Below are 25173 nucleotides of genomic sequence, written 5' to 3' on the forward strand. Positions count from 1 at the left end.
CCTGAATTAGAAATCCGAATATAAGCGAATTATCCGATATAACCAAGATATTTGGCGATGCCGAAGGCGGAGGTCAGGGTCAGGATGATGCCGACGGCCACGAACAGCAGCTTGGGGGCGACATGGCGGGCCAGCATGGCGCCGAAGGGGGCTGCCACCACGCCGCCGATCAACAGGCCGATCGTGTAGGTGGTGAAGCTTTCCCAGCCCAGATGGAACAGGAAGGTCAGGCTGATCGACAGGGTCAGGATGAATTCGACGCTGTTGACCGTGCCGATGGTGTGGCGCGGGCTCGATCCCTGGATCAGCAGGTTGGAGGTCACGACCGGACCCCAGCCGCCGCCGCCCGACGCATCCATGAATCCGCCGACCAGGCCCAGCGGCGCGACCCATTTCGGGCTCTTGCTGTGCGGGGGGAAATGGAAGCCGCGCCAGATCAGGTAGATGCCGATCGCAGCCAGGTAGAATTGGACGAAGGGCTTGATGATCGCGCCGTCGATATTGGAGAGCAGGTAGGCGCCGGCGACGCCGCCGATCACGCCGGGAATGACGAGCCGGGCGAACAGGCCCCAGTCGACATTGCGGTGCAGGATATGGCTGATCGCGGACACGCCGGTGGTGAAGGTTTCGGCGGCATGGACGCTGGCGGACGCGCGGCTGGGTGGCACGCCCATGGCCAGCAGCAGGGTGCTGGAAATCACGCCATAGGCCATGCCAAGGGCGCCATCGATAATCTGCGCGCCGAAGCCGATCAGGATGAAGGGCAGTATTTCGCCAAAATGGGCGATAAATGTGTCGATCATCCAAACACCTTCGTTCTAATTGTCTACCTCAATGATTGGTATATCTTGAGGCGCCAAGCAAGTTTCTGTTTTGGGCCGGGAAGGCGAATTAGGGCGCGCTCTGGAAAAATTGCCGCTTAATCTCTATGTTGCTGGCAACAGGGTAAAAGGGGCGCGCCAGCAGGGCGGGTCCGTTCAGGGACGTTTCGATGCTGCGTAATCTCATCGCCTATCTGGATTCGGTCAAGTCGCGCGACCCTGCACCGCGATCGCGGGCGGAAATCCTGCTCTATCCCGGTATCTGGTCGCTGGCCTTCCATCGCGTGGCGCATCGTCTCTATCGGGCGCGGCTCTATTTCCTGGCGCGGGCGGTCAATCATCTGTCGCGTTTCCTGACCGGCAATGACATTCATCCGGGCGCGAAGATCGGCAAGCGCTTCTTCATCGACCATGGCTTCACCGTGATCGGCGAGACGGCGGAGATTGGCGATGACGTCACCCTTTATCAGAATGTGACGCTGGGCGGGACCGATCCCGCCAACGGGATCGCCGGCAAGCGCCATCCGACGCTGGAAAATGGCGTGATTGTGGGATCGGGCGCGCAGGTTCTGGGGCCGGTCCGTGTCGGCGCCCGTGCCCGTGTCGGCGCCAATGCGGTGGTGACCAAGGATGTGGCGGAGGCCGCGACCATGGTCGGCATCCCCGCGCGCGCGATGCTGGTCGATGTCACCGCCTATCAGCGCGACTTCCTGCCCTATGGCACGCCCTGCTCCGATTGCTTTGATCCGGAAAAGCAGAAGCTGGAATTGCTGCAGTGCGAAGTGGAGCAGTTGCAGAAGCGGCTGGCCGAGTTGCTGGCGCAGAAGCAGGCGCCTGAACTGCCTGCCGATGACGTCGCCCTGTTCAAGGAGCGTGGCCGGGCCTGATGTCCAATGTGACGCCGTTCCCAGCACCCAACGGCCAGCAACAGGGGCAGGTCGGGTTCGATCGCCTGGAGTTGCAGCGGATCATGGATCTCTATGGCCGCATGGTCGCCGCCGGACACTGGCGCGACTATGCCATGGACCTGGGGCGCGAGGCGGCAATTTTCTCCGCTTTCCGGCGTTCTGCCGAGCGTCCTGAATATCGGATCGAGAAGCGGCCGGCGTTGCGCAACCGCCAGGGCATGTGGGCGCTGGTGGGTGAAGCGGGTCATGTGCTCAAGCGCGGGCAGGAGTTGCAGGGGATATTGGCGCCTGTCGAACGCAAATTGATGCGGATCGTCGAGGACTGATCCGCCGATCCGGTTAATTGCGCCAGCGCGCTGCGGCAGTTCGGCGCATTTTCCATTCGCCCCACGTCCACATGTGCCCGCCTAGCGCCAAGTCGCGTTGCAACAGCGTCATGACCCGACTTATGCTGCATCGCGTCAACAGGTGGCTGGTTCCACTGACGCGGCAACTGTCCGAACAGGCCGGGGGCTTCGATCTTTGTCAGGGCGAGAGGTGCGCGCATCCGGATTTTCCGGAGCGCTCTGTCGCGTCCTGTCCGGGTCGGGGCGATCGGTTGCGGGCATATTGTCGATTAGCTTGCACATTGGACAAGGAGAATTGTCATGCGGATCGTGATGACCGGATCTGGTTATGTTGGTCTGGTATCGGGCGCCTGCCTCGCGGATTTCGGCCACGAAATCATCTGCGTCGACAAGGATGAGCGCAAGATCGCCAAGTTGCGCGAAGGCGGCGTGCCGATCTATGAGCCGGGCCTGGCCGATCTCATCGCGCGCAACGTCAAAGCGGGCCGGTTGAGCTTCACGACCGATCTGGCAACGTCCGTGGCAGACGCCGATGTCGTCTTCATTGCGGTCGGTACGCCGGCGCGTCGGGGCGATGGCCATGCCGACCTCAGCTATGTCTATGATGCCGCGCGCGAGATCGCCGGGGCGCTCAAGGGCTTTACCGTTGTGGTTACCAAGTCGACCGTGCCGGTCGGCACCGGCGACGAGGTCGAACGGATCATCCGCGAAACCAATCCTGACGCCCAGTTTGCGGTCGCCTCCAATCCCGAATTTCTGCGCGAGGGCGCCGCGATCGAGGATTTCAAGCGCCCGGATCGCATCGTCGTTGGCATCGAGGACGAGCGCGCACGCCCGGTGATGGAAGAGGTCTATCGCCCGCTCTACCTCAACCAGGCGCCGCTGCTGTTCACCGGTCGCCGTACCAGCGAACTGATCAAATATGCCGCCAACGCCTTCCTGGCGATGAAGATCACCTATATCAACGAGATGGCCGAACTGTGCGAGCGGGTCGGCGCGGATGTGCAGCAGGTGGCGCGCGGCATTGGGCTTGATAACCGGATCGGTTCGAAATTCCTGCATGCCGGCCCCGGCTATGGTGGCTCCTGCTTCCCCAAGGACACGCTGGCGCTGGTCAAGACGGCGGAAGATTCCGGCGCGCCCATTCGCCTGATCGAAACCACGGTCGCGATCAACGAAAGCCGCAAGCGCGCCATGGCGCGCAAGGTGATCGGCGTGTGCAACGGATCGGTGCGGGGCAAGACGATCGCGGTGCTGGGCCTGACCTTCAAGCCCAATACCGACGATATGCGTGATGCGCCGTCGCTGTCGATCATCCAGGCACTGCAGGACGGTGGCGCGCAGATCCGCGCCTTCGACCCCGAAGGGATCGAGGCTGCCCAGCCGCTGCTGCAGAATGTCGATTTCTTCCACGATCCCTATGCCGCGGCCCAGGGAGCCTCGGCCGTCGTGCTGGTCACCGAATGGGATGCGCTGCGCGCGCTCGACCTGTCGCGCCTGCGCGGCGTGATGGCCGGCAATGGCCTGGTCGACTTGCGCAACATCTATCGGCCCGAAGTCGCTGAAGCGGCTGGATTTATCTATGACAGCGTTGGCCGTGGCATGGCGCCGGAGCCTGAAATGCTGGTTGAAGCTGCCGAGTAAAAGTTCCTCGCCTCGTCGCAAAAATGGCTGATTTGCGACGAGGCGAGCTTGTCTGGAAGCAATTGTTAACCCTCGTGGCGGACCCTTTAGGGACACCAAAACGGGGGTTGCATTATGCGCAGCAAATCGGCCGGCTCCATGATCGGAGCCGGAGCAATCATTACGTCTGTCTTCGCGGCAGGCGCCGCCACGATCCTGTCGGGCGGAACAAGTACGACCAGCAGCTCATCGACCAGCACGGCCGATAGCGGCACGGTCACCATCTCCAGCAGCAGTGCGAGCAGTGCGACGACCAGCACGGCGACGACCAGCAGCACCAGCAACAGCTTTGCCGACTTCGACTTCGCCAATGGCACGGTATTGCCGGGCAAGGCAACGCTCTGGATCGGCAACGCCACCTACAAGCCGGGCAGCAGCACCGCCTATGTCCCGGTCTATCTCGATCGGGCGACGCCCAACACGGTGATCGCGCGGATCACCACGGTGAACGGCACCGGCACGCTGAAGGCCACGTCCGGCACCAACTACAAGACGGTCGATACCGTCGTCATCTTCCGGCCGGGCGATCCGCTGGAACAGACGGTGGAAGTGCCGGTCATCAGCGCGACCGAAGGCCAGCAGTTCAGCGTGAAGCTGCGAGAGGCGCCCTGGGGCGCATTGCAGGGGCAGTCGACCGCAACCGTCACGGCCAAGGCCTATGTCGCGGCCACCGAGAAGGCGACCGGCACCTTCCGCGAAGCGCGGACCTTCGCGGCCTCGGGCACGCTGCAGTTCGAACTGCTCAAGGACACGCACAAGCGGTCTGTCGATGGCGGCTGGGACCGTTGGGCCACGACCCTGTCGCATGGCCGGGCGCAGACCGGCAATGGCGAGACTGGCCTCTATGTCGACACCACCACCTATCCGGGGATCGAAGGGCCGGTCTACTGGAGCAACAAGGGCCTGGTGCTGCACAGCCAGGTGCTCAAGACGCCGATCAGCTATCAGGGCGTGACCTATAATTATGGCGCGTCGATCCTGGATGGCCGCAATTTCCTCGCCTCCCAGATCGGCTATGGCCAATATGAGTGGGAAGCGAAGATGCCCAACCGGCGTGGTTCCTGGCCCGCTTTCTGGCTGATCTCGACCAGTGGCTGGCCGCCGGAAATCGATGTCTATGAAGGCTTTGGCTATCAGAGCTATTGGGATTTCGATCGCCATGTCGGCCAGACGATCCATGTCGGTGCCAACAGCACCCGCTATGACCAGCGCGGCATCGTCATCCAGACCGAACAAGCCTATGGCCTGTCGGGCTATTCGCAGGACTTCCACAAGTTCGCGGTCGATATCCAGCGTGACTACATCACCTGGTTCGTCGACGGCAAGGAAACCTACCAGTCGGTCAATCCGTTCAAGGGCTTCCGCTTCTATCCGCTGATGAATGTCGCGGTGAAGACGACGGGCGCCTATGACGATGGCAGTGGCGACATGACCATCCGCAGCTTCAAGGTCTATTCGGCGCCATAATAGGCCCGGCTGCCACGGCCCGTCAGGGCATAGAGGCGGCCCCAGCATTTGATCCACTGCCCGGCGATGTCGACCCGTCGCGCGCCGGGCAGCAACAGGGCGAGGAGGCCGGCGGTGCGCATCGCGAACACCGCCAGCGTCCGACCGAACAGGGTGAGGGTGCCGACGATGCCGGGTCGATGCTTCCGGCGGGTCAGCGTCTCGGTAAAGCCGATCCGCCACATGCGGGACAGTATCCAGCCGAGCCGGACCCGTTCGGGCGGCACCCATTCGCTGACGCGCGCATCTGCGGCCCAGCCGAAACCGATGCCGGCATCGCGCAGGCGCGTCAGATAATCCAGATCCTCGCCGCCGCTGCGGTTGAAACGCGGATCGAACCAGGGGGCGGGCAGCCGCTCCAGCGCCGCGCGGCTGAGCAGCAGATTGTTGCTAGCCCATAGCATATCGGTGGCGCCCGAAGGCCGATTCTCGGCCCGGAAAACCAGCGCTTCGCGGGCCCAGTGCGGCGGGGGGCGCAGGAAATGGGCGTCGACCGGACCACCGATCACATCGGCGCCGCACATCTCTCGAACTGCGAGGAGTGCGTCGAGCCAACCGGGCTGCGGCCATTCATCATCATCGATCATCGCCAGATACTGCATAGCCGAAGCCGCGAGCGCGGTGGCGACGATCGCGTTGCGGACCGAGCAGAGGCCAGGCTCGGGCACATGCAGGATGCGGATGGGCAGCGGATAATCGGGGTCATCCTGCATCTCGTGCGCGACCAGCGCGCCTTCCTGCCCGACGGGGTCGTTGTCGGCGACCAGCAACTGGACATCGTCATGCGGCACGACGGCGGCCAGGCTTTCGAGCAGGTGGCGCAACTGCCCCGGCCGGCGAAAGGTCGGGATCGCGATCCAGATGGTCGGGGCGGGGGGCATCAGGCGGCAACCTTGACCGGGGCCGGGCGGGCGCGTCCGCCGCGCTGCAGCCATTTGATGATCTTGTGGCCCGGCAGCTCGATCAGGCGATAGCTGGCCCAGCAGAGCAGCCAGGTAGCGACCAGCATGGCGGCGATGAAGATCCAGTCATGGCCGATAAAGCCATGGCGATGGGCGATGCCCATGACGCGGGCCATGATGTCGCGCACCAACGGATGCCACAGATAGATGGAATAACTGATCAGGCCCAGATGATAGCTGACCGGGTTGGCCATCACCGCGCGGGCGGCGGCGCCATCATAATAGCAGGTGAGGACCAGCGCCGGCATCAGGCACACGACCAGCACGTCGGCGGCTCGGGGCAGCATCAAGGCGACAGCGATGATGACACATATGGCGGCAAATCGGCCGGGGCCGGCAAGCAGGCTGCGGGTCAGCGCCATGTCGCGGATGCGATAGGTCAGGACGCCCAGAGCAAAGCCGGCAAGGCAGCGCAGCAGCGTCAGCACCGTGTCATAATCGTTGACATCCAGGGGGCCGCTGGCGCCCCGGCCGGAACTGGCGACCAGCACCAAAATGCCGACGCACAGCGCCAGCTGCGCCCAGGCCCAGCGGGAAAAGGCCATGATCGCGATCAGCGGGTAAAGGAGATAGGCAGCGACCTCCGTGCTGACCGACCAGCTGTTGCCGGCGATCGGCTGGGTGCCCCATCCCCAGCTCTGGATCATCAGCAGGTTGGTGAGGATATTGGGCAGGTCGAGCGGGATAGCCTGCGTTCCCGATACATTGACCAGGATGCGGGCCATGAACACCAGGGTGACGATCAGGTGCAACGGCCAGACGCGGGCGGTGCGGTTGATCAGGAAGTCCATGTAACTGGACCGTCCCAGATTGTGCATCAGCCGGTCATAATAGCCGTAGGAAATGACGAAGCCGCTGAGAATGAAGAAAAGATCGACCGCCAGATAGGCGCGCGAGAAAAGCGGGATCGCGAAGGCCTGAAAGGCCGGCGCATGGGGAATATGATAGAGCAGGACCGAAACGGCGGCGATGCCGCGCAGGCCCGTGAGCGAGGAAATTCTCATGCGGCATGTCTCCCGGCCGGCGGCGCGTCGTCGAAGGCGGCGGCGATGGCGTCCCACAGCGGCTTGCGGCGCAGGGAACCGTCCAGCGGCAATCCGCGCGACAGTTGGCCGTCGGGCCATTTATAATCCTTGTAGTTGGACAACCAGGAATAGCGGTCCGACAGGCCCCAGCAGAGCACCGCCTGCATCGCCGGATTGTCCAGCGCGACATCGATGAAGGCGCGGCCGACACTGGCAACTTCGCTGTCACGTTTGGCGGGGTTGGGCGGGCCGCCAATGTCGGCAATGTCGAACTCGGTAATCTCCAGCTTCAGTCCATAGCCGCGCAACTGGTCGAGGAAATCGGCGAAGCGGCGCTCGTTGAACCCCTCCTTATAGGGTTTGAGATGACCCTGGATGCCGATCGCGTCGATCGGGACATCGCGCGCCTTCAGCCGGTCGAGCAGCTTCAGCATCGCGGTCCGGCGGCGCTCGCAGCGGGGCGAGTCATGTTCGATGCCATAATCGGTCAGGAACAGGGTCGCCCTGGGATCGGTCTCGCGCGCGGTGTGAAAGGCGATGTCGATATAATGTTCGCCCAGCGCCTGCATCCACATGCTGTCGGCGCGCATCCCGTCGGCGCGGCCGTCATTGGGCTCCAGCGCCTCGTTCACCACATCCCATTCCTGGATGCGGCCGGCATAGCGGGGCATGGCGGTGGTGATATAGCTGGTCATCAGCTTCTGGCGGCCGCGATCGCTGGCGGCCTGCAGTGCGGGCTCCAGCCATTTGGGCTGGGCGGCATACCAGACCAAGGCATGACCGCGCGCGCGCATGTCATGCTTCTGGGCGAAATCGATGATCTGGTCGGCACCGCTGAAATCATATTGGCCCGGCTTGGGCTCGGTCGTGCCGCGCTTCAGCTCATATTCCTGCACCAGGATATTGCATTCCTGCGCCACCGCCTGGGTGAAGCCGGCATCCTCGCGCAACTGGCGCGACTTGACCGCTGCGCCGAAATAGCGGCCCTTGGCGCGGGCATGAGTGGCGAGGCCGGGCGGCATGGCGGCTGCCGCCACGCCAGCGGGCAGCGTTGCCGCCAGCGCCATGCCGCCGGCCAGAAATTCGCGACGCTTCACAGGCGCGGCCTCCCGCCCACCATTTGGGCCATGTCGATCCATCGGTCGGAAATTCGGCGATAGACCGGGTCGGGCAGGATGATCTGCATCAGCACGGTCGCGGCCAGCCGCGGGCCGAAGGCGCCGCGCAGCACGGCGCCGACATAATAGCGCATCGCCTGAAACCGGCTGGTCGGCCAGATGCTCTTGGCCGCATGCCAGCCCATATAGGCGGAAAAGGCACGGGCCGAGATATGCGGGCGCAGGTCGCGCAGCCAGATCAGGCTGCCGACGCTGCCGCGCACCGCCGACAGTCGATGTTCGGCATCGCGGTCGGCCCAGATCGTGCCGGGCCGCGCGGTCATCTGGAACTGGCCGCCGGCCAGCGCAAGGCGAACGGCAAAGTCGGTATCGTCCCCGAACTTCACATCCTCGCGATAGCGGACCTTGTTGGCGAGGCCGCGACTGAGCGCCAGGCTGCTGGTCTGGATGAAACCCCGATCGCACATGAGATAGCGGTCGATCGTCTCGCCGGTCGCGATTGCGCGCGGGGGCTTCAGGAAATTGCGGCCCTGGCCCCGATCGACCAGCACCTGGCCATAGGCGACCACATTTTCGTCCTGTTGCAGCAGGGGCAGCAGGTCGGCCAGATGATGGGGCAGGAAACGGTCGTCGCAGTCGAGGAAGGCGATGTAGCGTCCGCGGGCCTGCGCGATCCCGGTGTTGCGTGCCGCCGATGCGCCGCGATTGGGCTGGACGATGACGCGCAGGCGCGGGTCTGCGATCCCGGCCAGCACCTGTTCGGTGTCGTCGGTCGATCCGTCGATCACCACGATCACCTCGATCAGCGCGATCGTCTGGTCGAGCGCGGACAGCACCGCGTCGACCACCTTGTCGCGGCGCTGGTAGGTCGGGATGACCACGGAAAAGAGCGGCGAGGCCGCCTGTTCCTGCAGCGCGGACGGAGGTTGCCAGGCCGCCATCACGAACGGGCGCCGCTACTGAGGGCATCGGCCTTGCCGAAACGCAGGACGAAGCCGTTGACGAGCGAGCGATAGAGCGACTTGGGCATGTAGGAACGCAGCAGCTGGCGCGCGATCACCCGTGGCGGCACGCCGCCCGCGGTCAGGCCGATGGCGAGGTCGCGGATCGCCGCGACCGGGCGGATCGGCGCCATATGATAGGCGAGCACGGTGGCGCGATAGCCACGCCGCGCCCGATTGGTCAGCATATGGCCGCAGCGATCGAGCCAGTCGAGCGAGGTTTCATAGCCGCGCACATAGGAGGTGCGGCCGACCTCTGTGGCGTCCAGCCAGATGGTGAGCGGACGGTCGATCATGCGGAAGCGCGCGCCGGCGCCCTGAAGCCGGACGCAGAAGTCGAGATCCTGCCCCTTCTTGAGGGCGGGGTCGAATAGCACCTGCTGGGCCATCCGGGTCGGTACGACCATCGTTGAGGTCTGCATGAACTGGTTGGCGCAGAAGAGATATTCGCCGACATCCTCATCTTCCCGAATGCCGCGGTCTGGGCGGATCCAGTAACGGTCGACGCCTCGATCGACCTTCATGCGAGAATAGAGCACGGCATGGCCGTCGTCGCCCGCCAGCGCTTCCGCCATGGTCGACAGCTTGCCGGGCAGGAACAGGTCGTCGGAATCGAGTAAGGCGATGTAGCGCCCCTCGGCGGCGAGGATGCCCCGATTGCGCGCCGCGCCACCGCCGGCATTGTCCTGCCGGATGTAACGCAGGCGCGGGTCGCCGATCGCCTCGATCACCGGGCCGGGATTGTCGTGCGATCCATCATCGACGACGACGATCTCGAAATCGGTCCAGTCCTGCGCCAGTACCGACCGGATCGTGTCGGTGACCACGTCGGCGCGGTTGTAGAGCGGGATGACGACGGAGAAGAAGGGGATGTTGGTCATGCGCCATGGACCTTTCGATATTCTTCATAATGGATGCCGGTTAGGCCGGCGATCTTGCCCGCGGCGCGATAGAGCTTGCCGAGGCGCTCCACCCGCTTGCCGCGGTCCAATGTGGTGAGGGGGCCGACCGCGCCGACCAGGAAACCGACCGCGATACGGGGGCTTTCGCTGAGCGCTGCACGAAGGGCGCCGCCATGGGTGCGGGCGACGATCATGTCGGTCATGCCGACGCGATAGCCGCGCATCAGCAGCCATTTGGCGGTGACGCGGCTGGCCGGGATGAGTTCGGTGACCAGCGCTTCCTCCGACCAGGCGAAGCGGAAACCGGCGCGCTGCATACGGGTGAAGAGCTGCTTGTCCGACCCGCCGGTGAGCGCCATGCGCTCGTCGAATGGGCGGGCGCCGATGCGGCGCAATGCGTTGGCGGACATCAGCACATTGGCGGTGCTGTCGACCAGCGATACCGGGCCGGACTTGTCGCGCCGCTTGGGCTGGAGCAGCGGATGGCGCGAGGCCCAGGCGGGCAGCGGGCTGTCCATCTCGCGCAGCACCGCGCCGCCGACGACATCGGCGTCCCAGCGATCGGCCGCCGTCACCAGCGCGTCGATCCAGCCGGGGCAGGCCGCCTCGTCATCGTCCATCATCGCCACATGGGTGACGCCGGGCCGGGCGAGAGCTGCCTCGACCAGCGCATTGCGGACCAGGGGGATGCCGCGTTCGCGCACCAGCAGTGCCTCGATCGGCCAGCGATAGCCCGATGTCGCCAGCGCCTCCACCACGGCCAGCCCCTGCTGCTCCCTGGCATCATTGTCGGCGACCAGCACATCGATCCGGTGGCGGGTTTCGAGCGTGGTGAGCGAGGCAAGCGTGCGCCGCAGCCCCTGGGGGCGATTGCAGGTCGCGATGCAGATGACGACATTAGCCATGGGAAGCCTCCGGGCGGGCGAGAAAGCGGCGGCGCCACTGCGGAAGCGGGCGCGCCTTGTAGGTGGCGTGGGCGGCGGCGATGGCCGCCAGGAAGATCACCCAGACCTGCCGATCCTTGTCGAAGAACGAGGTTTCCAGCAGATTCTGGTAAAGGACGAAGACCCAGATCGCGAAGCAGGGCACCATGATCGGCCGGTTCTGCGGCGTCGCCCCGGTCAGGAACCAGATGGCAGGCAGCGCCAGGAAGGTGAGCAGCAGCATGATGAGGCCCAGCGGTCCGGTCGTCACCAGGATTTCCAGATAGCCATTGTGCGAATGGGCGGTCAGCGTCTGAAACGCCTGGTTGAGATAATCGAGCGAGGGGCTGCGATCGCCGACCTGCCAGAAGCCGCCGAAACCCGCACCCAGGAAAGGGTGATCCTTGAGATAGGCGAGGTCGACTTCCCAGATGGACACGCGGCCAGTGAAGGAGGTGGGGTCGGCGAAGATCCGCTCCACCACGGGCTGGAAAGCGACATAGAGCCACAGCACCCCGACCATGCCGAGCGCGACCATGATCAGCAGCACTGCCCGTTTCTGGGTGGAATCGCTCAGTGCCCGATAGACGGCGCAGACGCCCAGGATGGCGAAGGACAAGGCGAGCGAGGTCTTGCTCTTGGTCCCGATCACGAAGACGAAGGCCATCACCGAGAAGAGGGCATAATACCATTTCTTGGTATCGACCCAGGCATTGGCCGCGACCATGAAGGTGAGCGCCATGACCGCGCCGGCAATATTCTTGTGGAAGAAGAAGCCGCGCCAGGCGCCGATCAGTGCCTTGTCGCTCTCGGTCGGCGGATGGACCGCCGCCGAGGTCAAGGGCAGCGAGACCCAGCAGATGATGAGGGACAGGATGAGCGCGTAGCGCAGCGCCTGGAGCAGCCTTTCGGGGCCGATCAGGCTGAGCGCGCTGAAAGTGATGTAGATCACGATCAGCTGCTGCATCGCCCGCTTGAACGATACGAACGGATCGACGCCCCAGCTGCAGGTGATGAAGAACCAGGCGAGCATGATGGCCAGCGGCCAGAGCGTGAAGCGATAGCGTGGCGGATAGCGGCGGATCAGCTGCACACCTGTCAGTAGCATCGCAAAGCCGATGAACAGCGCCTGCTTGAACAGGTCCGACCCGTTATTTTCCTGCGCCATGGCGACCAGTTCATCCTGGGTGCGCGAGGCGAAGGGCTGCTGGCCGATGAAGACCAGCATCAGGAAGGTGAAATAGAAGATTTGGGCGACAAGGATTAGCCGGGCGCTTTCGGTCTTCTTGATGGCGGCGACGCCCGGCCGGGCCAGGACCGGCGCGGGAATGTCACGATGCCAGGGGGTGCTTGCCATCGCTCAACCCTCCGCCTGGTCGCGGCGCCAGCTGCGGTCGAGCTGCCAGATGCCGAGCATCATGACGAGCTGCGACAGCACGACGCCGGCGATCGAGAAGACGGGCGCGACCAGCAGGGTCAGCAGGGTGACGGCGGCAATGCCGACGCCGCAGCTGCGCAGGCTCTGGGCGGCGAGCGGACGGAACGCCTTGCGTGCCTGGGTCATGACGCTCATCGGCGTCTGCACGCACTGGACCAGCGAGAGCAGGGCGCAGAGCGCCACGGCAGTGATCACCAGCTGATGGTCGAGCGTGGGCTTCAAGATCAGGCTGGGGAAGAAATAGAGCGCGCCGGCCGCGACGACGCAGGTGCCGAGCCACAGGATGACAAGGGCGCCCATGAAGATGCGTTCCGACTGGATCGCCGCCTGATGATCGCCGCGTGCCACGGCTCGGGTCATGCGCGGGCGTTCCAGCTGAGTGAGGGCGGTGATGCAGACATTGACCGGGCGGAAGAACAGCATGCCGACGGCGATCGGCGCGAAGGCGGTCGGCCCCGCCAGCAGGGTCACGGCATAGCTATGGGCGTTCGATGTCGCCTCGGTCGACAGCACGCCGACCAGCGTCCAGGCCGACTGTTCCTTCCACACCGGGCGATAGGCGCGCAGGGCGGCCAGCGGCGACATGGCAACATGGCGACGCAGATAGGGACTGCCGAAGGGCAGCAGGCCGGCGAGGCTGGCGGCGACGAGCATGGTGCCGATGCCGGTCAGGTCCGCGCCGGTGCGCATCGCGACCAGCAGGCCAATCAGGATGGTCGCGGCATAGGCGATGTCGGACCGGGCGGCCTGCATCGGCGCATGATGGGCATAGGCGTTGGAACGGCCGAACCAGCGGATCAGCGACAATGTGCCGGCCAGACCGAAGACCAGCGCGGCCTGTGGCGAGGCGGTGGTCCAGGCGATGGCGGCGCAGATTATCCCCTGGCTGAGTGACAGCAGCAGGTTGACCGGGAAGAAGAAGCCATGCGCCGCGCGATCGACATCCTCGCCCTGATTGACGGCGATCGTATAGGGCGTCGACACCAGCGCGTTGGACAGGCTGTAGCCGAACTGGATGATGACCAGCAGGAAGGCGAGCACGCCGATTCCGGTGGTGGCGAGATGGTGGATCGAGAAGAGCTGGACCAGCAGATGGCTGACCGAGACGATCGCCGAGGAGAAGCTGGCGAGGCCGAAGCGGCCGAAGATGGTGCCCAGGCGCTGGGTACGGCCGGAAGCCGCCTGCACCTCAGCCATGGCGGTGCTTCCAGATCAGCCACAGGGCATGGGGATTGGTGGTGATATAGCGCCAGGCCAGTTCCTTGGGCCGGGTGCCCATGCGGTGCAGCCATTCCAGGCCATTGCGCTGCATCCACATCGGCGCGCGCGGATAGTCGCCGGTGATATAGTTGAACAGGCCGCCGCAGGTGACGATCCAGCCGGCCTTGATCCGGTCGCGATTGCGTACGCAAAAGGCCTGCTCGCGCGGCTTGCCGGTGCCGACCCAGAGGACGTCGGGCGCGGCCGCGTTGATCGCGTCGATCACCGCATCTTCTTCCTCCGGCTTCCAGAAGCCGTTGCGGCGCCCCGCGACGGTGAGGCCTGGCGCCATCTCCACGATCCGATCGGCGCAGGCGGCGTTCACCTTCTCCTCGCCGCCGAGCAGATAGTAGCTGACACCGGCCTTGGCTGCGGGCACGAGGCTGTCGATGAACATGTCGGTGGTGCTCGACCGATCGGCGATCGGCGGCTGGCCGACCCAGCGCGAGGCGGCGACGACGATCTGGCCATCGGCATGGATCAGGTCCGCCTGCGCCAGATTGTCGCGAAAGCCCTTGTCGGTGGCGTTCATCGACAGGCCCTGACCATTGCAGTCGAAGATCAGCAGCGGGCGCTGGTCGAGCGCACGGCGCAGCGGCGCCTCGCCCAGCATCCGGTCGATCAGCGCGTCGAGCGACAGGGTAGACACCGGAATGCCGCCGACCAGGGCGACCTCCTCCGGCGTCGACACAGGCTGTTGCAGCGGCTGACGGGGAATGGCCTGCTCCAGGCTCATGCGATCACGCTCCCTGCGATGCTGATATTATGACGGTCGAGATCGTCGATCACGCGGCGCATGTCGGCGATCGCGGTCTCGCCGCGCCGAGCGACGATGGTGACGGCATCGAAGCCCGCCAGAATGGAGCCGAACGGCGTCTGCTCGCCGCGCCGCTGGGCGAGGTAGAAGAGCATCGACGTGTCGTGCAGGCCCCAGCCGGCGGCGGTGTCCGCCAGCGGCCCCTTGGTCACCAGGCTGGATGCGCTGCCCGATGCCCGGCCGGCGGTCATCAGCCACAGGCCATCGACCGCCGTGCGCGCGGCGGGTAGCAGCGCGGCACTGCCCAGCAATTGTTCGGCCAGGCCCGCCTTGTTGGCGACGCGGAACAGCCGATCGAGCGAGGGGCGGTCGATATCGACATCGACCAGCATCGTCTGCCCGTCCATCTGCGCCATCACGACGGCGAGATTGGCGGCAAGGATCGCGGCCTCGTCGCCCGCGTCGATCGACAGGATGGCAAGGCGCAGGGCTGCGCCGTCGCTGTCCTTTGCTGCCGCGCGCATCTTGGCGCGGATGGTGCGGACCTTGGCGGCATAGGCATCCGCCGGGTCGAAGGCGCTGACCACCAGCGGATCGACCCGCTGGTCGCCGGCCGCCAGCAGCGGGAAGCCGCCCTGCATGGCGAGGATGATGCCCGCCGTCTCGGGATCGAGCAGGCCAAGGTCGATCGCCGCCTGCTGGAAGGGCTGGCCGGCGGCATGGCCATGGGCTTCGATCCGGCCGATGTCGGTTTCGGCGAGGAAGCCATGTTCGACCGCAAGTTGCGCGAAATCCTTGGTATCGCGGGCGCGGGGCTTGAGGCCGGTCGTGGCGCCGGCGGTCAGATGGGGATGGGCACTAGCCGTGGAACGCAGTCTCATGCGGCCTCCTGTCGCTTGGGGAGCCAGCCGCCCCGTGCGGGGGCAGGCAGCAATTCGGTGATGACTTCGACCTCGGTCGCGCGGGCCACGCCGGCGGCGGAGCGGACGCGGGGCTGAGCGATTTCGATCAGGACGACCGCCGCAATGCCGCCGACCAGGCCAAGGGCGATGCCACCCACCAGCCAGAGCAGCAGGTTGGGCTTGGCGGGCAGCAGCGGCACGGCGGCCTCGTCGAGCAGGCTGGCATTGGGTTGCGAGATCTGGCTCTTGAGTGCCGCTTCGTTGAAGCGCTGGCGCACCGTGTCATAGGTCTGGCGGGCAGCATCGACGTCGCGTTGCATGACCATCAACTGGTCCTGCACGTCGGACATGCGGATCATGCGGTCTTCCTGCGACGCCATGTTCGACTTGAGGTCGCCCTCACGGCGGCTGGCGGCGACGCTGTTGGCGCTGACCGCACCGGCCTGGCTGGCGCGGGCGGCGCCCAGCTTGGTCTGGAGTTCGGACAATTGCGCCGAAGCGGCCGCCATGGTCGGATGGTTCGGACCAAGCGTCTTGCCCAGTTCCTGCACCTTGGCCGACTGGGCAGCAACCTGTTCCTGCAAATTCTGGACGATCAGCGACCCTTCGATGTCGGACACCGAACCGGCGCCGGCCTTGCCGCGCGCGGCGGCGGCTTCGGCCTGGGCTTGGGTCAGCTGATAGGACATGTTCTTCAGCTTTTCGGCCTCAAGATCCATGCGGTTGATGCCGATGATGTCATGGGCACGCTGGAAGTCGGACAGGCGCTTCTGCGCATCCTCATAGCGGCGGCGCACGTCGGCGGTCTGTTCGTTGAACCATTTGGCCGAGGTGCGCGCCGGCGAGGCGCGCAGTTCCACCTGCTCGCGCATGTAGATCTGCGCGGCGAGGTTGGCGACGCGGGCGGCGACCTGCGGATCGGGATCGAGATACTGGATCTGCAGCACATTGCTCTGGCGGCCGGTGGTGACCAGCAGCCCGGCGCGCACGCGTGCGGCGGCCTGTTGCAGGCGGGCATCGGCCGGCATATCCGCAGGCAGCGCGTCGATGAAGCCCGCTTCCTTGGCGACCGCGTTGATCACCTTGGCGCTGCGGATGATGTCGGTCTGGGTGCCCAGGATCGAGTCCACCTCGACCCGGGCCTGATTTTGGGTCGTGTCGGTCGGATCGGTCTGCGACAGGTCCAGCATCAGCGAGGTCGTCGCCATATATTGGCGCGACTGCATGAAGGCCGCGACGGCGATCAGCAGGAACAGGGCGCCGCCGATCATCGCGGCGACCCGCCAGCGCGCCTTGACGGCGGCGGCAAGGTCCAGGGGGTTCATCGTCATAGTCCGTCCACTCCTCGGAGCATGGCGCGCATTTCCTCGGCCGGCGTCGGCGCGACGGTGCGCGGCGCGGGCTGCTTGGCCATCAGCAGCAGAAATTGCGGCGCCAGCGTATCTTCAAACATCCACAATTCGCCGCCCGGCGTGGGCGTAAGGGCAGGCTCCAACCGAGCCAGCGCATCGCTGGCATCGGCTTCCATGCCCGGATATTCGCCCAATATGTCGCTGCCGACGCGCAGCAGCCGCTCCAGCGAAATCGCCGACATCTGCGACGCGACGATGCCGGCCAGCGCGATCATCCGGCGCCCGGATGCGCTGTCGCGCAGGGCGCGGGTGAACAGGCCATGGCTGGCGCTGCTCATTTCCGCCCAGTCGTCCAGCGCGCTGGCTAGCCCCTGTTCGACATCGCTCGCAGTCACCTGCTCGCGGCCGCCGGCCTCGGTAACAAGCGCCGCCTGCATGCCGAACAGCCGGGCATGATAGGGCGACCCCATTGCCGCGCCGGCCAGCGCCTCCACGGCTTCGGGCGTGATCGACAGCCCGGCCTTCTCGCCGCAGCTTGCCAGCAGCAGTTCCAGTTCGGGGCGGGCGATCGGGCTGACCCGCTGGGGCGCGATATGACGGCGCAGCGAGGGATGGGCGGCGATCAGGCCATCGACATCCCCGGCTATGCCGACCAGCACGACCTGCACCGGCGAATGGATATCCGTCAGCAGCTTGAGCAGCGTCGCCACATCCTGCTTGGCGGTGTCGGAGCGGACCCGGTCATATTCGTCGAGGATCAGGATGGAGCGCTGGCGCACCTCCTCGACCAGCAGGGTCGCAAGGCCATTCACGTCCAGCGGACCGGTGGCGAGCTTGCGGGCCCGTTCCTGACCCGCGCCGCTCATCGGCAGTTCGGTCAGGAAGGGGCGGAACAGAGAGTCGAAATCGGCCTCGCCGCTTGCGGACCCGTAAAGGGCGACGCAGCCCGCCTCGTCCGCCAGATCGCCGAAGACCCGCGCAAGCGAGGTCTTGCCCGATCCGCGCGTGCCGAAGATGATCGCATGCTTGCGCTGGACCACGATCGCCTCGACCAGCTTTTCCAGCTCATTGTTGCGGCCGGCCAGGCCATGGCGGTCGGTCACCGGCATGGCGGTGTTGAAGGCGCTGTAGATCGAATCCCGGCGCAGGCTGATGGGCTTGAGCGGCGTTGCCATCGCGCCCATCGCCAGCGGTCGCGGGGTGTCGTCGGGCGCCGGTTCGGGCTCGGCCGTCCGGTGGAAGCTCGGTGCGACCGGTTCCTCCAGCAGCAACGGAGCCTGATCGGGGATGACGCGGGCGGAGGGGCTGGACCCGCCGGCCAGTCGGCGCGGTAGGGACCAGAGCCAGTCGAGCGTGCCCGCCGAGCGGGCGCCGAAATCATGTTCCATCGCGGTCAAAACAGCTTCTCCCGGATGATGAGGACGTCTTCGGGCTTGACCGGATCATCCAGCTTGGCCTGGACCTCTTGGCCGCCGCGCTTTACCTTGATGCTGCGGGTCGAACCGGCGAGGGTCGGACCACCGGCCAGGGCAAGCGCCTGGCGGAAGGTCTGGCCTGCGACATAGGAGAAGGCGCCGGGCTGCTGGACCTGGCCATAGACATAGACCTTCTCGGCCGGCGGCACGAACAGGATGTCGCCGGCCTGGAGCGGTCGGCCGGCGCCGGCGCTCATGTCGGTGAGCGAGATGCGCACGGCGCCGCTGCCATCGGCCGGGGTCAGGATGACGGCATTGGCGCCGGCCGTGGTCGCGCCGCCGGCCTTGGCCAGCATCGACGCCACGGTATAGTTGCGGTCGAGCGGATAATTGCCGGCCTGGGGCACATTGCCCAGCACGGTGACCGAGCGGCTGACATAGTCGCTCACCTCGACGCTGACCGAGGGTTTGGTCAGATAGCCGCCACCGGCATAGCTGGCGGCGATGTCGGACGCGAGCTGGGACGTGGTCTTGCCCTTCGCGTCCACGGGACCAACCAGCGCGAGCAGCACCGTGCCGTCAGCCTTGATCCGGGTTTCGGTCGACAGGTCGGGCTGGCCGAAGATCGAGATCTTCAGCTGATCGTCCGGGCCGAGCAGGTAGCCGGCTGGCGCGGGCGTCGCCGGCCGCGCTGGCGTGGCGGCAACCGCTGCCGCTGCCGCGGCACCGGCAGGCGCCTGTGCTGTCTGGGTTTGGGCCGACAATGCGGTCGGCCCTGCCAGCAGGGGGAGGGCGGCAAGGATATGGAAGCGTGTCGCTATTCTCATGGGTCAGGCTCCCTTCGGGTCAAAAGCGCAGCAGGGCTGAGAGCGTCACCTGCGTGCCGCTATAGTTGGAAACATCGGTGTCGGTCCGACGGCGGTAATGCTGGGCGTCGAGGCTGAGATCGAAGCGATCGGTCAGCTTGCGCTTGAGCGTCGCGCCGAACTGGCGATTGCGGTCCGCCTCGATCGAGAAGGGGCGCAGCGCCGCATCCTGCCGGAACTTGCGCCTCTGCCAGTCGGCATAAAGGCCGGCCGAGGTCAGTTCGCTGATCGCGAACTCCCCTTCGATCCGATAGCTGGACCGGATCGCGAAGCCGCTGGCGATCAGGCTGTCATTCATGATGTCGCGGGCGGTGGAGGCGGTCAGCTTGACGCGCGGGATGATGCTGGTCGACAGCCGCACATCCCAGCCCATGCCATTATAATTGCCGACCGCAGCGGAATCGCTGCTGACATCCAGCCATTGCAGGTCGGCGTCGATCTGGGTGATCGGCGTGACCGAGCGCTGGAAGCGCAAGCCATAGGCGTTGATGCGGTTCTTGATGCCCAGCGTGCGCCGGTCGCTGACCTTGCGCTCATAATAAGTGGTGAGCGTGCCGAAGCTGGGCTTGTTATAGCCAAGGCCAACCTTGAAGCTGTCGCTGTCCTGGTCGGCATAGTCGAAATCATCGGCGTTGCGCGTTGTGTCGTGCTGGTAGCCGGCGACCGGGAAGAAGCCTGGCCGCTCGCACGACAGGTCGGCCCCCAGCGTGGAGAAGCGCTGGAGATTTTCGGTCGCGGCGTTGATGTCGCCATAATCGGCCCGCTGCTGGCGATAGCTGGCGCGCGGCGTGATGCCGCAGGTGGCTCCGAATCGAATCGTCGCGCGGGCTTCTGCATCGAGTCGCAGCTTGCTGCGCTGGGTCTCCGACACGAACTGGTCATAGCCAGCCTTAGCCCGGATCTGGATGTCGTGCCGCCCGATCGGATGGGCATAGGTCGCCTCGATCGAGGGCGTGACGATCAGATCGCCGGTGGGGTCTTCGACCCGGTCGTCGACGCGATAGACATTGTCGTCATAGAGAAGATCGAGCCCGGCCGTCAGGTGCAGACCGAGCGTATCTATGCGCTTGTCATCATCCTGGGCCTGCGCCGTGGAGGGCAGGCCGGCGAACAGCATTGCGCCGCCAAGAGCGGCCATGGCGGCCGCATGCGGCCATGCAAAATCATTTGCTGCGGGCGCACAGGGGCGCGCCCGCAAACACGGGTTATGGGCATTATCCAAACGCATGAATCCTTATTGCATTGCAGCAACAAGGGGCATGCTAATCGTATTTTTACGTAATGCACACGGGTCCGGACGCGACTTGTCGCGCCAAAACAACGGCTCGTTTCATCGACGAAAGGAGCCGTTAACAGCCGATCCCGGCTGTTAATCTGAGGGCAAGGAAACTGGCCCCGATCAGAAGATCAGATAAGCGATCGCGCCGATTGCCGCGCAGAAGGCAAGGATGCCTGCCCAGCGCGAAACAAACTGAATCGGACCTTCCGCGCGGTCGGCGATCGACAGCGCATGGCCGTTTTCGGGGAGATCGCGGACGGCGATGCCCGCATCGGAAAAGGAGGTTTTCGTTGCGGCAACTGCCGCCAATTCATCAGCCACGACCGTCATCCTGGGAACTTTATGAACGGTCGTTAATATAGGATTTTAGGGTTCACAAATAGTTTACATCGGCATGAAAGCCGGCTCAGCTCATCGCAAAAGCCGGCTTCTGATGCGGAAAATCCTCAATCCTGGTCAAAGCCCCTGTAAACATTGGGGCTTCGCCAGCAGGTGGGATCAATAGGCGTTGCGGTGAACCAGCACGCGGGCCGTGCCGACCAGGATGCCGATGTCGCGCATCAGGCTCCAGCCATGCAGATATTCCAGATCCGCCTCGACCCGGTTCAGAATGTCGCGCCGGGTTTCGGTCGCGCCGCGGAAGCCGCGGATCTGGGCCAGGCCGGTGATGCCGGGCTTGAGCGCATGGCGATGCCAATATTGGCGGTCGACCTGCCAGAACAGCTGGTCCTCGGCGGTCGAACCCAGCGCATGGGGGCGCGGGCCAACCAGGCTCATCTCGCCGAGCAGTACGTTGAGCAGCTGGGGCAACTCGTCAATGCTGGTGCTGCGGATGAAGCGGCCGACGCGGGTGATGCGGTTATCGTCGCGCTGGGTCGAGGTGGCGCCGGCCGTGTCGCACTGTTCCACCCGCATGCTGCGGAACTTGAGGATATGGAACAAGCGGTTGCCGCGGCCGATCCGTTCCTGGCGGAAGAAGACCGGGCCCGGCGAGTCCAGCCGGATGGCGACGGCAACGGCGATCATCAGCGGCGCCAGCGCGATCAGCACCGGCACGGTCAGGATGATGTCGAGCAGCCGCTTCTTGGCGCGGTTGGCAAGGTTGAGCGGACCGCGGGCGACCACCAGCGTCGACACGCCGCGATGGCTCTGCACCGCGAGCGGCGCCATCGGGTCGAGTTCCGGCACGATGATCTCGCCCAGGATATTGCCGCCCTTGAGCATCTGCGCCCAGTCGGCCTTGCGCTCCAGCGGGCAGGAAATGACCACGCGATCGAAATCGCGCAGCAGCATGCCAAGGCGATGCAGCATATAGGGATCGTCCAGATCGGCGCGCAGGCCGAGCGTCGGTGCGTCCACAATCGTCATGCCGTTGACATCGTCGGGGATCAGGCCGTCGTCGATGATCAGCAACTGGGCGAACAGCCCTTCGGCGAAATGGCGACGAACGGCGCGGACGACCAGCACCCGCTGCATCACGATCAGCGCGCCGCTGAAGAACAGGCCGGTGCTGATCCCCAGGCGCGAGAAATTGTCGGTAACCTTCAGCGAGAAGACGACCAGCAGGAAAATCAACAGGGTTCCGGCGAAGGCCATTACTGCACTGCGGCATGAAGCCGTCATGCTGGTCAGGCAACGTGGGTTATAGGCCTGGTTGTGAAAGGCGATGGTACCATAGACCAATATCCCGCCGGCGAGCGGCTGCCAGACCTCCATCGACAGGATCGGAATACCCGCCACGCGCAGGCCGATGACGAACCCTGCGGCCAGGGCCATCATGTCTGCAAGCAGCAGAACCAGGCTCAGCCACAGGCGCGCGTTCCGCTGGAAAGCGGCGGTGGCGGGCTGGCGACTGGGGGTTCCTGCAATCGCCAGATCTATTTTGGACATCGGCAACCCTTTAAATGCGTCGTGACGTCATGGTCCGCCCGCCCGTCGTCAGACGGTGGCGATCTTTCCCCAGGACATCCGCTGCCTTTGATTTATGTTGCGTAGCAGCAGGACATAGTTGCTCGGTTGTTACAATTGGGGGAGGGATATTCGGACGCACATTTCCGACGATCCGTTGAGCGCGCAATTTTCATCCTGCCGCCCCTTCGTTCTGTCGCAGGGAAAATCAATCAGGCGCGGTGAGAGGCCTTGCCGGCCTGATGGAAACGACGTCGAATCAAATCGCTCAGCTAAACAGCCACCAGCCGATCAGAAGCAGCGCGCCGACGAGGGCCACGGGGCCGGCCCAGCGTGACAGGAACTGCACGCCGGCTTCGGCCAGATGATGGGGGAAAGGCCAGATTTTGGGGCCATCCGCATCCTCGCCATGCTGCGGGACGGGATCATGCCGTGGCGCCGACCGGGCGCTGTCGTGTCCGGCATTGCGATCCTGTGGTGGCGGAAACAGATCGACCATCATCATTCCCGATGCGATGCGAGAATAGCGACCGCGGATCACGATAACCTGCGGCCGGGCAAAGATAAACCATTATCCCTGCCCGGCCGCGTTCGCTTCAATAGCGGAAACGGGCCGACGCATAGACGGTGCGTCCGGGTTCGGGAAAACCATCCGTCAGCGTGTAATAGTCATCGAACAGATTACGCCCGCCAATGCTGAGGTCGATCTGGTCGGTCAGCGCCAGATCGACGCGCAGGCTGGCATTCACATAGGCACCGGTGCGGTAATAGCGGGCGGGCTGTGAAGCCGGGGTTGCGGTGAACAGGGTCCAGCGGTTCGACGCCAGGTCGACGCTCGGGACGATGTGCAACCGTTCGACCGGTGCCCAGTCGAGATAGGCAAAGCCCTTGTGCGTGGGAACGCCGGTGGGGCGGAAGCGCGCGTTGGACGGATCGGTCAGATCGCGCTTGATGCCGGTATAGTTGATGCCCGCGTCCAGCCCCGGCAGCAGCGTCGCCGACGCCGACAGTTCGATGCCATAATATTCGCCCTTGCCGACATTGCGGCTCTGGCTGAGGTTGGTGAGAGCGCAGCCCGTGGTCGGCACTGCGGGCGGCGTGGTCGACGCGGTGCAGGGATAGGCCGGCGTCGGCACGCTGAAGATCGCGTCCCGCACCCAGCTGTAGAAGAGCGCGCCTTCCAGCCGGATCGATCCCTGGCTCCAGTTTCCGCCGATCTCCGCATTGGTCGCCCGTTCCGCCTTCAGGTCGGGGTTGGGGATGGCGGTGTTGAAGCGCTGGCTGAACCGTTCAAAGATGGTCGGGAAGCGGGCACGCGATGACAGGCTTGCGTGGAGCGACAGCGCATCGCTCGCCTGCCAGTCGAACCGGCCTTGCGCATTCCAGGTGTCGGCGTCCCTGCGCGGGTAATTGTAGATGACCGATGGCGTGCCCGACGTGCCGAGCGGGGCGCCATATTCCTCGGCCCGTTCCAGGTTGCGCCAGTCATAGCTGCCACCCAGGGTGAAACGGAGCGTGGGGCTCAGCGCCAGCTCATTTTCCAGCGCGACGGAATAGGTGGCCTCGCTCTGGGTCTGTTTCGGCTCCGTGGTGGCGACGCCGGCCGTCGAAAAGCTGGTCTGGAACTCGACATGCTCATCATGGCGATAATGGAAGGCGAGGCGCAGCGTGTCCGCATCGGTCGCGGTGAAATCCAGTTGGGCCGATCCGCCCCAGGCCTTGTCCTCATAGGGGCTGTCAAAGGCGTAGGGGCGGCTCTGCGTGGTCTGCGTCCGGTCGTTGAAGGAGCGGAGCATCGAATCGAACTGGTTATAATAGGCGCGGGTCTTGAGCGTCGCGCGGTCGCCCAGCGCCGTGGTCGACAGGAAATAGACGCTGGTGATGTCCCAGGACGGCCAGTCCCAGAAACGGGCCGTGGTGACCGTGTCGCTGATATGCAGCGGCGCGCTCTTCGATCCTTCCTGATGGGTATAGCTCAGCGCATATTCGTCGGTGGCGTTGGGGGTGAAGCCGAGCTTGGCATTGACCCGCCAGTCCTCCGCCCGTGAAAAGTCGCGCGCGCCGCCATCTTCGAGCGTGGACACGCGCGGCGTGAAGCCATTGGGCAGATCCCAATGATCGGTAAAGCTGCGGGCATAGCTGGCCTGCGCATACCAGAGATCGTGCCGGGTGCCGACCTTGGCCGACGTGGTATAGCCGGCATAGTCCATGTCATTGTCGAAGTTGACCTGTCCGCGAAGATCGATGTCGAGCGCCTTGGTCGGCTTGCTGGTCACCAGATTGATGGCGCCGCCCATGGCGCCGGGTCCGTCCAGCACGGAGGCATAGCCCTTGGCCACCTGGACCTCGGCAATGTCGGTGGTAAGGAAACGGCCATAATCGAGCCGGTTGTCGGCGGGCAGATAGACACGGATGCCATCGATCGAGAGCGGCACCTGGAACCGGTCGAAGCCACGCACGAAGACCAATCGCTCGTTGCGGGTGCCGCCGCTGTTGCCGGCGGACACGCCGGGCATGAGGTTGACGGCATCGTCGAGCGAGGTGCGGTTGAAACTGTAGATGGCATCGGAGGACAGGGTGCTGCCGTCAATCTCGATCCCGCTGGTGCGCGGGGCGGTGACGATGATCTGGCCGAGCGAGAAGCGATCGCTGTCGCCGGTCGCGTCGGGCGCACCCTGCGCCTGTGCCGTCGCGGTCCAGCAGCAGGCGCTGGCCAGCAAAATGCGCATCATGGTCTGTCGCATGAAAATCCCCCTATTCTTGGTCGTTCGACTCGCTATATCCCGCCGTATATAGTTTT

General features: G+C 64.9%; 23 protein-coding genes. 4 read left to right on the plus strand and 19 right to left on the minus strand.

Translation table 11 applies throughout. The features are described 5' to 3' along the window. Window positions 1-29: 29 nt before the first annotated feature. Window positions 30-803 (minus strand): sulfite exporter TauE/SafE family protein, encoded by a 774-nt coding sequence (locus E5554_RS13925; protein ID WP_136187145.1) that lies wholly within the window; start codon window positions 801-803, stop codon window positions 30-32. A gap of 188 nt (window positions 804-991) precedes the next feature. Between E5554_RS13925 and epsC the strand changes: the two genes are divergently transcribed. From epsC to E5554_RS13950, 4 genes are all read left to right on the plus strand, one after another. Further along, window positions 992-1708 (plus strand): serine O-acetyltransferase EpsC, encoded by a 717-nt coding sequence (gene epsC, locus E5554_RS13930; protein WP_004212405.1) that lies wholly within the window; start codon window positions 992-994, stop codon window positions 1706-1708. Then, window positions 1708-2055, plus strand: a complete 348-nt coding sequence (locus E5554_RS13935) for a DUF2794 domain-containing protein (RefSeq protein WP_004212406.1) — start codon at window positions 1708-1710, stop codon at window positions 2053-2055. The genes epsC and E5554_RS13935 overlap by 1 nt, the downstream gene beginning before the upstream one ends. A gap of 321 nt (window positions 2056-2376) precedes the next feature. Then, a complete protein-coding gene (locus E5554_RS13940; protein WP_004212408.1) occupies window positions 2377-3720 on the plus strand; it encodes a UDP-glucose/GDP-mannose dehydrogenase family protein in 1344 nt (447 codons plus the stop codon). Window positions 3721-4080: 360 nt separating this feature from the next. After that, window positions 4081-5226: a family 16 glycosylhydrolase gene (locus E5554_RS13950; protein WP_097382943.1), complete on the plus strand. Its 1146-nt coding sequence runs from the start codon at window positions 4081-4083 to the stop codon at window positions 5224-5226. On the opposite strand, the gene E5554_RS13955 is transcribed toward E5554_RS13950, so the two are convergent. The 18 genes from E5554_RS13955 to E5554_RS14040 form a co-directional block, all read right to left on the minus strand. After that, the gene (locus E5554_RS13955; protein ID WP_136187146.1) at window positions 5211-6146 is read right to left on the minus strand and encodes a glycosyltransferase; all 936 of its coding nucleotides are present in this window, start codon (window positions 6144-6146) and stop codon (window positions 5211-5213) included. The genes E5554_RS13950 and E5554_RS13955 overlap by 16 nt on opposite strands. Beyond that, window positions 6146-7231 (minus strand): acyltransferase, encoded by a 1086-nt coding sequence (locus E5554_RS13960; protein ID WP_136187147.1) that lies wholly within the window; start codon window positions 7229-7231, stop codon window positions 6146-6148. Before E5554_RS13960 ends, E5554_RS13955 begins: the two co-directional genes overlap by 1 nt. Continuing rightward, window positions 7228-8349, minus strand: a complete 1122-nt coding sequence (locus tag E5554_RS13965) for an endo-1,4-beta-xylanase (RefSeq protein ID WP_136187148.1) — start codon at window positions 8347-8349, stop codon at window positions 7228-7230. Before E5554_RS13965 ends, E5554_RS13960 begins: the two co-directional genes overlap by 4 nt. Beyond that, on the minus strand, window positions 8346-9311 hold the full coding sequence (locus E5554_RS13970; protein WP_004212417.1) for a glycosyltransferase family 2 protein: 966 nt from the start codon (window positions 9309-9311) through the stop codon (window positions 8346-8348). The genes E5554_RS13965 and E5554_RS13970 overlap by 4 nt, the downstream gene beginning before the upstream one ends. After that, window positions 9311-10252 carry a glycosyltransferase family 2 protein gene (locus E5554_RS13975; RefSeq protein WP_136187149.1) on the minus strand — a complete coding sequence of 314 codons (942 nt, stop codon included), beginning with the start codon at window positions 10250-10252 and terminating at the stop codon, window positions 9311-9313. Before E5554_RS13975 ends, E5554_RS13970 begins: the two co-directional genes overlap by 1 nt. After that, window positions 10249-11178 carry a glycosyltransferase gene (locus tag E5554_RS13980; protein ID WP_017499216.1) on the minus strand — a complete coding sequence of 310 codons (930 nt, stop codon included), beginning with the start codon at window positions 11176-11178 and terminating at the stop codon, window positions 10249-10251. The genes E5554_RS13975 and E5554_RS13980 overlap by 4 nt, the downstream gene beginning before the upstream one ends. Then, complete coding sequence (locus E5554_RS13985) at window positions 11171-12553, minus strand: O-antigen ligase family protein (protein ID WP_136187150.1); 1383 nt, start codon at window positions 12551-12553, stop codon at window positions 11171-11173. Before E5554_RS13985 ends, E5554_RS13980 begins: the two co-directional genes overlap by 8 nt. A gap of 3 nt (window positions 12554-12556) precedes the next feature. Continuing rightward, entirely contained in the window at window positions 12557-13831 is a 1275-nt protein-coding gene (locus tag E5554_RS13990; protein WP_136187151.1) for a polysaccharide biosynthesis protein, read from the minus strand. After that, window positions 13824-14630: a WecB/TagA/CpsF family glycosyltransferase gene (locus tag E5554_RS13995; RefSeq protein WP_136187152.1), complete on the minus strand. Its 807-nt coding sequence runs from the start codon at window positions 14628-14630 to the stop codon at window positions 13824-13826. Before E5554_RS13995 ends, E5554_RS13990 begins: the two co-directional genes overlap by 8 nt. Next, window positions 14627-15532 carry a hypothetical protein gene (locus E5554_RS14000; RefSeq protein ID WP_004212423.1) on the minus strand — a complete coding sequence of 302 codons (906 nt, stop codon included), beginning with the start codon at window positions 15530-15532 and terminating at the stop codon, window positions 14627-14629. The genes E5554_RS13995 and E5554_RS14000 overlap by 4 nt, the downstream gene beginning before the upstream one ends. Next, window positions 15529-16884, minus strand: coding sequence for a GNVR domain-containing protein (locus E5554_RS14005; RefSeq protein WP_136187153.1), 1356 nt, complete (start codon window positions 16882-16884; stop codon window positions 15529-15531). The genes E5554_RS14000 and E5554_RS14005 overlap by 4 nt, the downstream gene beginning before the upstream one ends. Next, window positions 16881-18293, minus strand: coding sequence for an ATP-binding protein (locus E5554_RS14010; RefSeq protein WP_136188365.1), 1413 nt, complete (start codon window positions 18291-18293; stop codon window positions 16881-16883). The genes E5554_RS14005 and E5554_RS14010 overlap by 4 nt, the downstream gene beginning before the upstream one ends. A gap of 5 nt (window positions 18294-18298) precedes the next feature. Beyond that, window positions 18299-19147, minus strand: coding sequence for a polysaccharide biosynthesis/export family protein (locus tag E5554_RS14015; RefSeq protein ID WP_136187154.1), 849 nt, complete (start codon window positions 19145-19147; stop codon window positions 18299-18301). Between the two features lie 19 nt (window positions 19148-19166). Beyond that, a complete protein-coding gene (locus E5554_RS14020) occupies window positions 19167-20324 on the minus strand; it encodes a hypothetical protein (RefSeq protein WP_136187155.1) in 1158 nt (385 codons plus the stop codon). 261 nt (window positions 20325-20585) lie between these two features. Beyond that, complete coding sequence (locus E5554_RS14025) at window positions 20586-20795, minus strand: hypothetical protein (protein ID WP_010339081.1); 210 nt, start codon at window positions 20793-20795, stop codon at window positions 20586-20588. A 168-nt stretch (window positions 20796-20963) separates the two neighbouring features. Continuing rightward, the gene (locus E5554_RS14030; protein ID WP_004212431.1) at window positions 20964-22355 is read right to left on the minus strand and encodes a sugar transferase; all 1392 of its coding nucleotides are present in this window, start codon (window positions 22353-22355) and stop codon (window positions 20964-20966) included. Window positions 22356-22641: 286 nt separating this feature from the next. Further along, window positions 22642-22878, minus strand: a complete 237-nt coding sequence (locus tag E5554_RS14035; RefSeq protein ID WP_247594262.1) for a hypothetical protein — start codon at window positions 22876-22878, stop codon at window positions 22642-22644. Between the two features lie 91 nt (window positions 22879-22969). Next, window positions 22970-25117, minus strand: coding sequence for a TonB-dependent receptor (locus E5554_RS14040; protein ID WP_136187156.1), 2148 nt, complete (start codon window positions 25115-25117; stop codon window positions 22970-22972). Between the last annotated feature and the right edge of the window lie 56 nt (window positions 25118-25173).

The organism is Sphingobium sp. PAMC28499, assembly GCF_004795815.1.
Classification (GTDB): Bacteria; Pseudomonadota; Alphaproteobacteria; order Sphingomonadales; family Sphingomonadaceae; genus Sphingobium; species Sphingobium yanoikuyae.

What these genes read in the sequence shown, in the direction of transcription:
- E5554_RS14020 (WP_136187155.1), bottom strand. Translation starts at nt 20,324, where the DNA reads ATGGCCGCTCTTGGCGGCGCAATGCTGTTCGCCGGCCTGCCCTCCACG.
- E5554_RS13990 (WP_136187151.1), bottom strand. Translation starts at nt 13,831, where the DNA reads ATGGCTGAGGTGCAGGCGGCTTCCGGCCGTACCCAGCGCCTGGGCACC.
- E5554_RS14040 (WP_136187156.1), bottom strand. Translation starts at nt 25,117, where the DNA reads ATGCGACAGACCATGATGCGCATTTTGCTGGCCAGCGCCTGCTGCTGG.
- E5554_RS14035 (WP_247594262.1), bottom strand. Translation starts at nt 22,878, where the DNA reads ATGATGATGGTCGATCTGTTTCCGCCACCACAGGATCGCAATGCCGGA.
- E5554_RS13995 (WP_136187152.1), bottom strand. Translation starts at nt 14,630, where the DNA reads ATGAGCCTGGAGCAGGCCATTCCCCGTCAGCCGCTGCAACAGCCTGTG.
- E5554_RS13985 (WP_136187150.1), bottom strand. Translation starts at nt 12,553, where the DNA reads ATGGCAAGCACCCCCTGGCATCGTGACATTCCCGCGCCGGTCCTGGCC.
- E5554_RS14015 (WP_136187154.1), bottom strand. Translation starts at nt 19,147, where the DNA reads ATGAGAATAGCGACACGCTTCCATATCCTTGCCGCCCTCCCCCTGCTG.
- E5554_RS14030 (WP_004212431.1), bottom strand. Translation starts at nt 22,355, where the DNA reads ATGTCCAAAATAGATCTGGCGATTGCAGGAACCCCCAGTCGCCAGCCC.
- E5554_RS14000 (WP_004212423.1), bottom strand. Translation starts at nt 15,532, where the DNA reads ATGAGACTGCGTTCCACGGCTAGTGCCCATCCCCATCTGACCGCCGGC.
- E5554_RS13980 (WP_017499216.1), bottom strand. Translation starts at nt 11,178, where the DNA reads ATGGCTAATGTCGTCATCTGCATCGCGACCTGCAATCGCCCCCAGGGG.
- epsC (WP_004212405.1), top strand. Translation starts at nt 992, where the DNA reads ATGCTGCGTAATCTCATCGCCTATCTGGATTCGGTCAAGTCGCGCGAC.
- E5554_RS14005 (WP_136187153.1), bottom strand. Translation starts at nt 16,884, where the DNA reads ATGACGATGAACCCCCTGGACCTTGCCGCCGCCGTCAAGGCGCGCTGG.
- E5554_RS13955 (WP_136187146.1), bottom strand. Translation starts at nt 6,146, where the DNA reads ATGCCCCCCGCCCCGACCATCTGGATCGCGATCCCGACCTTTCGCCGG.
- E5554_RS14010 (WP_136188365.1), bottom strand. Translation starts at nt 18,293, where the DNA reads ATGGAACATGATTTCGGCGCCCGCTCGGCGGGCACGCTCGACTGGCTC.
- E5554_RS13970 (WP_004212417.1), bottom strand. Translation starts at nt 9,311, where the DNA reads ATGGCGGCCTGGCAACCTCCGTCCGCGCTGCAGGAACAGGCGGCCTCG.
- E5554_RS13935 (WP_004212406.1), top strand. Translation starts at nt 1,708, where the DNA reads ATGTCCAATGTGACGCCGTTCCCAGCACCCAACGGCCAGCAACAGGGG.
- E5554_RS14025 (WP_010339081.1), bottom strand. Translation starts at nt 20,795, where the DNA reads ATGACGGTCGTGGCTGATGAATTGGCGGCAGTTGCCGCAACGAAAACC.
- E5554_RS13960 (WP_136187147.1), bottom strand. Translation starts at nt 7,231, where the DNA reads ATGAGAATTTCCTCGCTCACGGGCCTGCGCGGCATCGCCGCCGTTTCG.
- E5554_RS13940 (WP_004212408.1), top strand. Translation starts at nt 2,377, where the DNA reads ATGCGGATCGTGATGACCGGATCTGGTTATGTTGGTCTGGTATCGGGC.
- E5554_RS13975 (WP_136187149.1), bottom strand. Translation starts at nt 10,252, where the DNA reads ATGACCAACATCCCCTTCTTCTCCGTCGTCATCCCGCTCTACAACCGC.
- E5554_RS13925 (WP_136187145.1), bottom strand. Translation starts at nt 803, where the DNA reads ATGATCGACACATTTATCGCCCATTTTGGCGAAATACTGCCCTTCATC.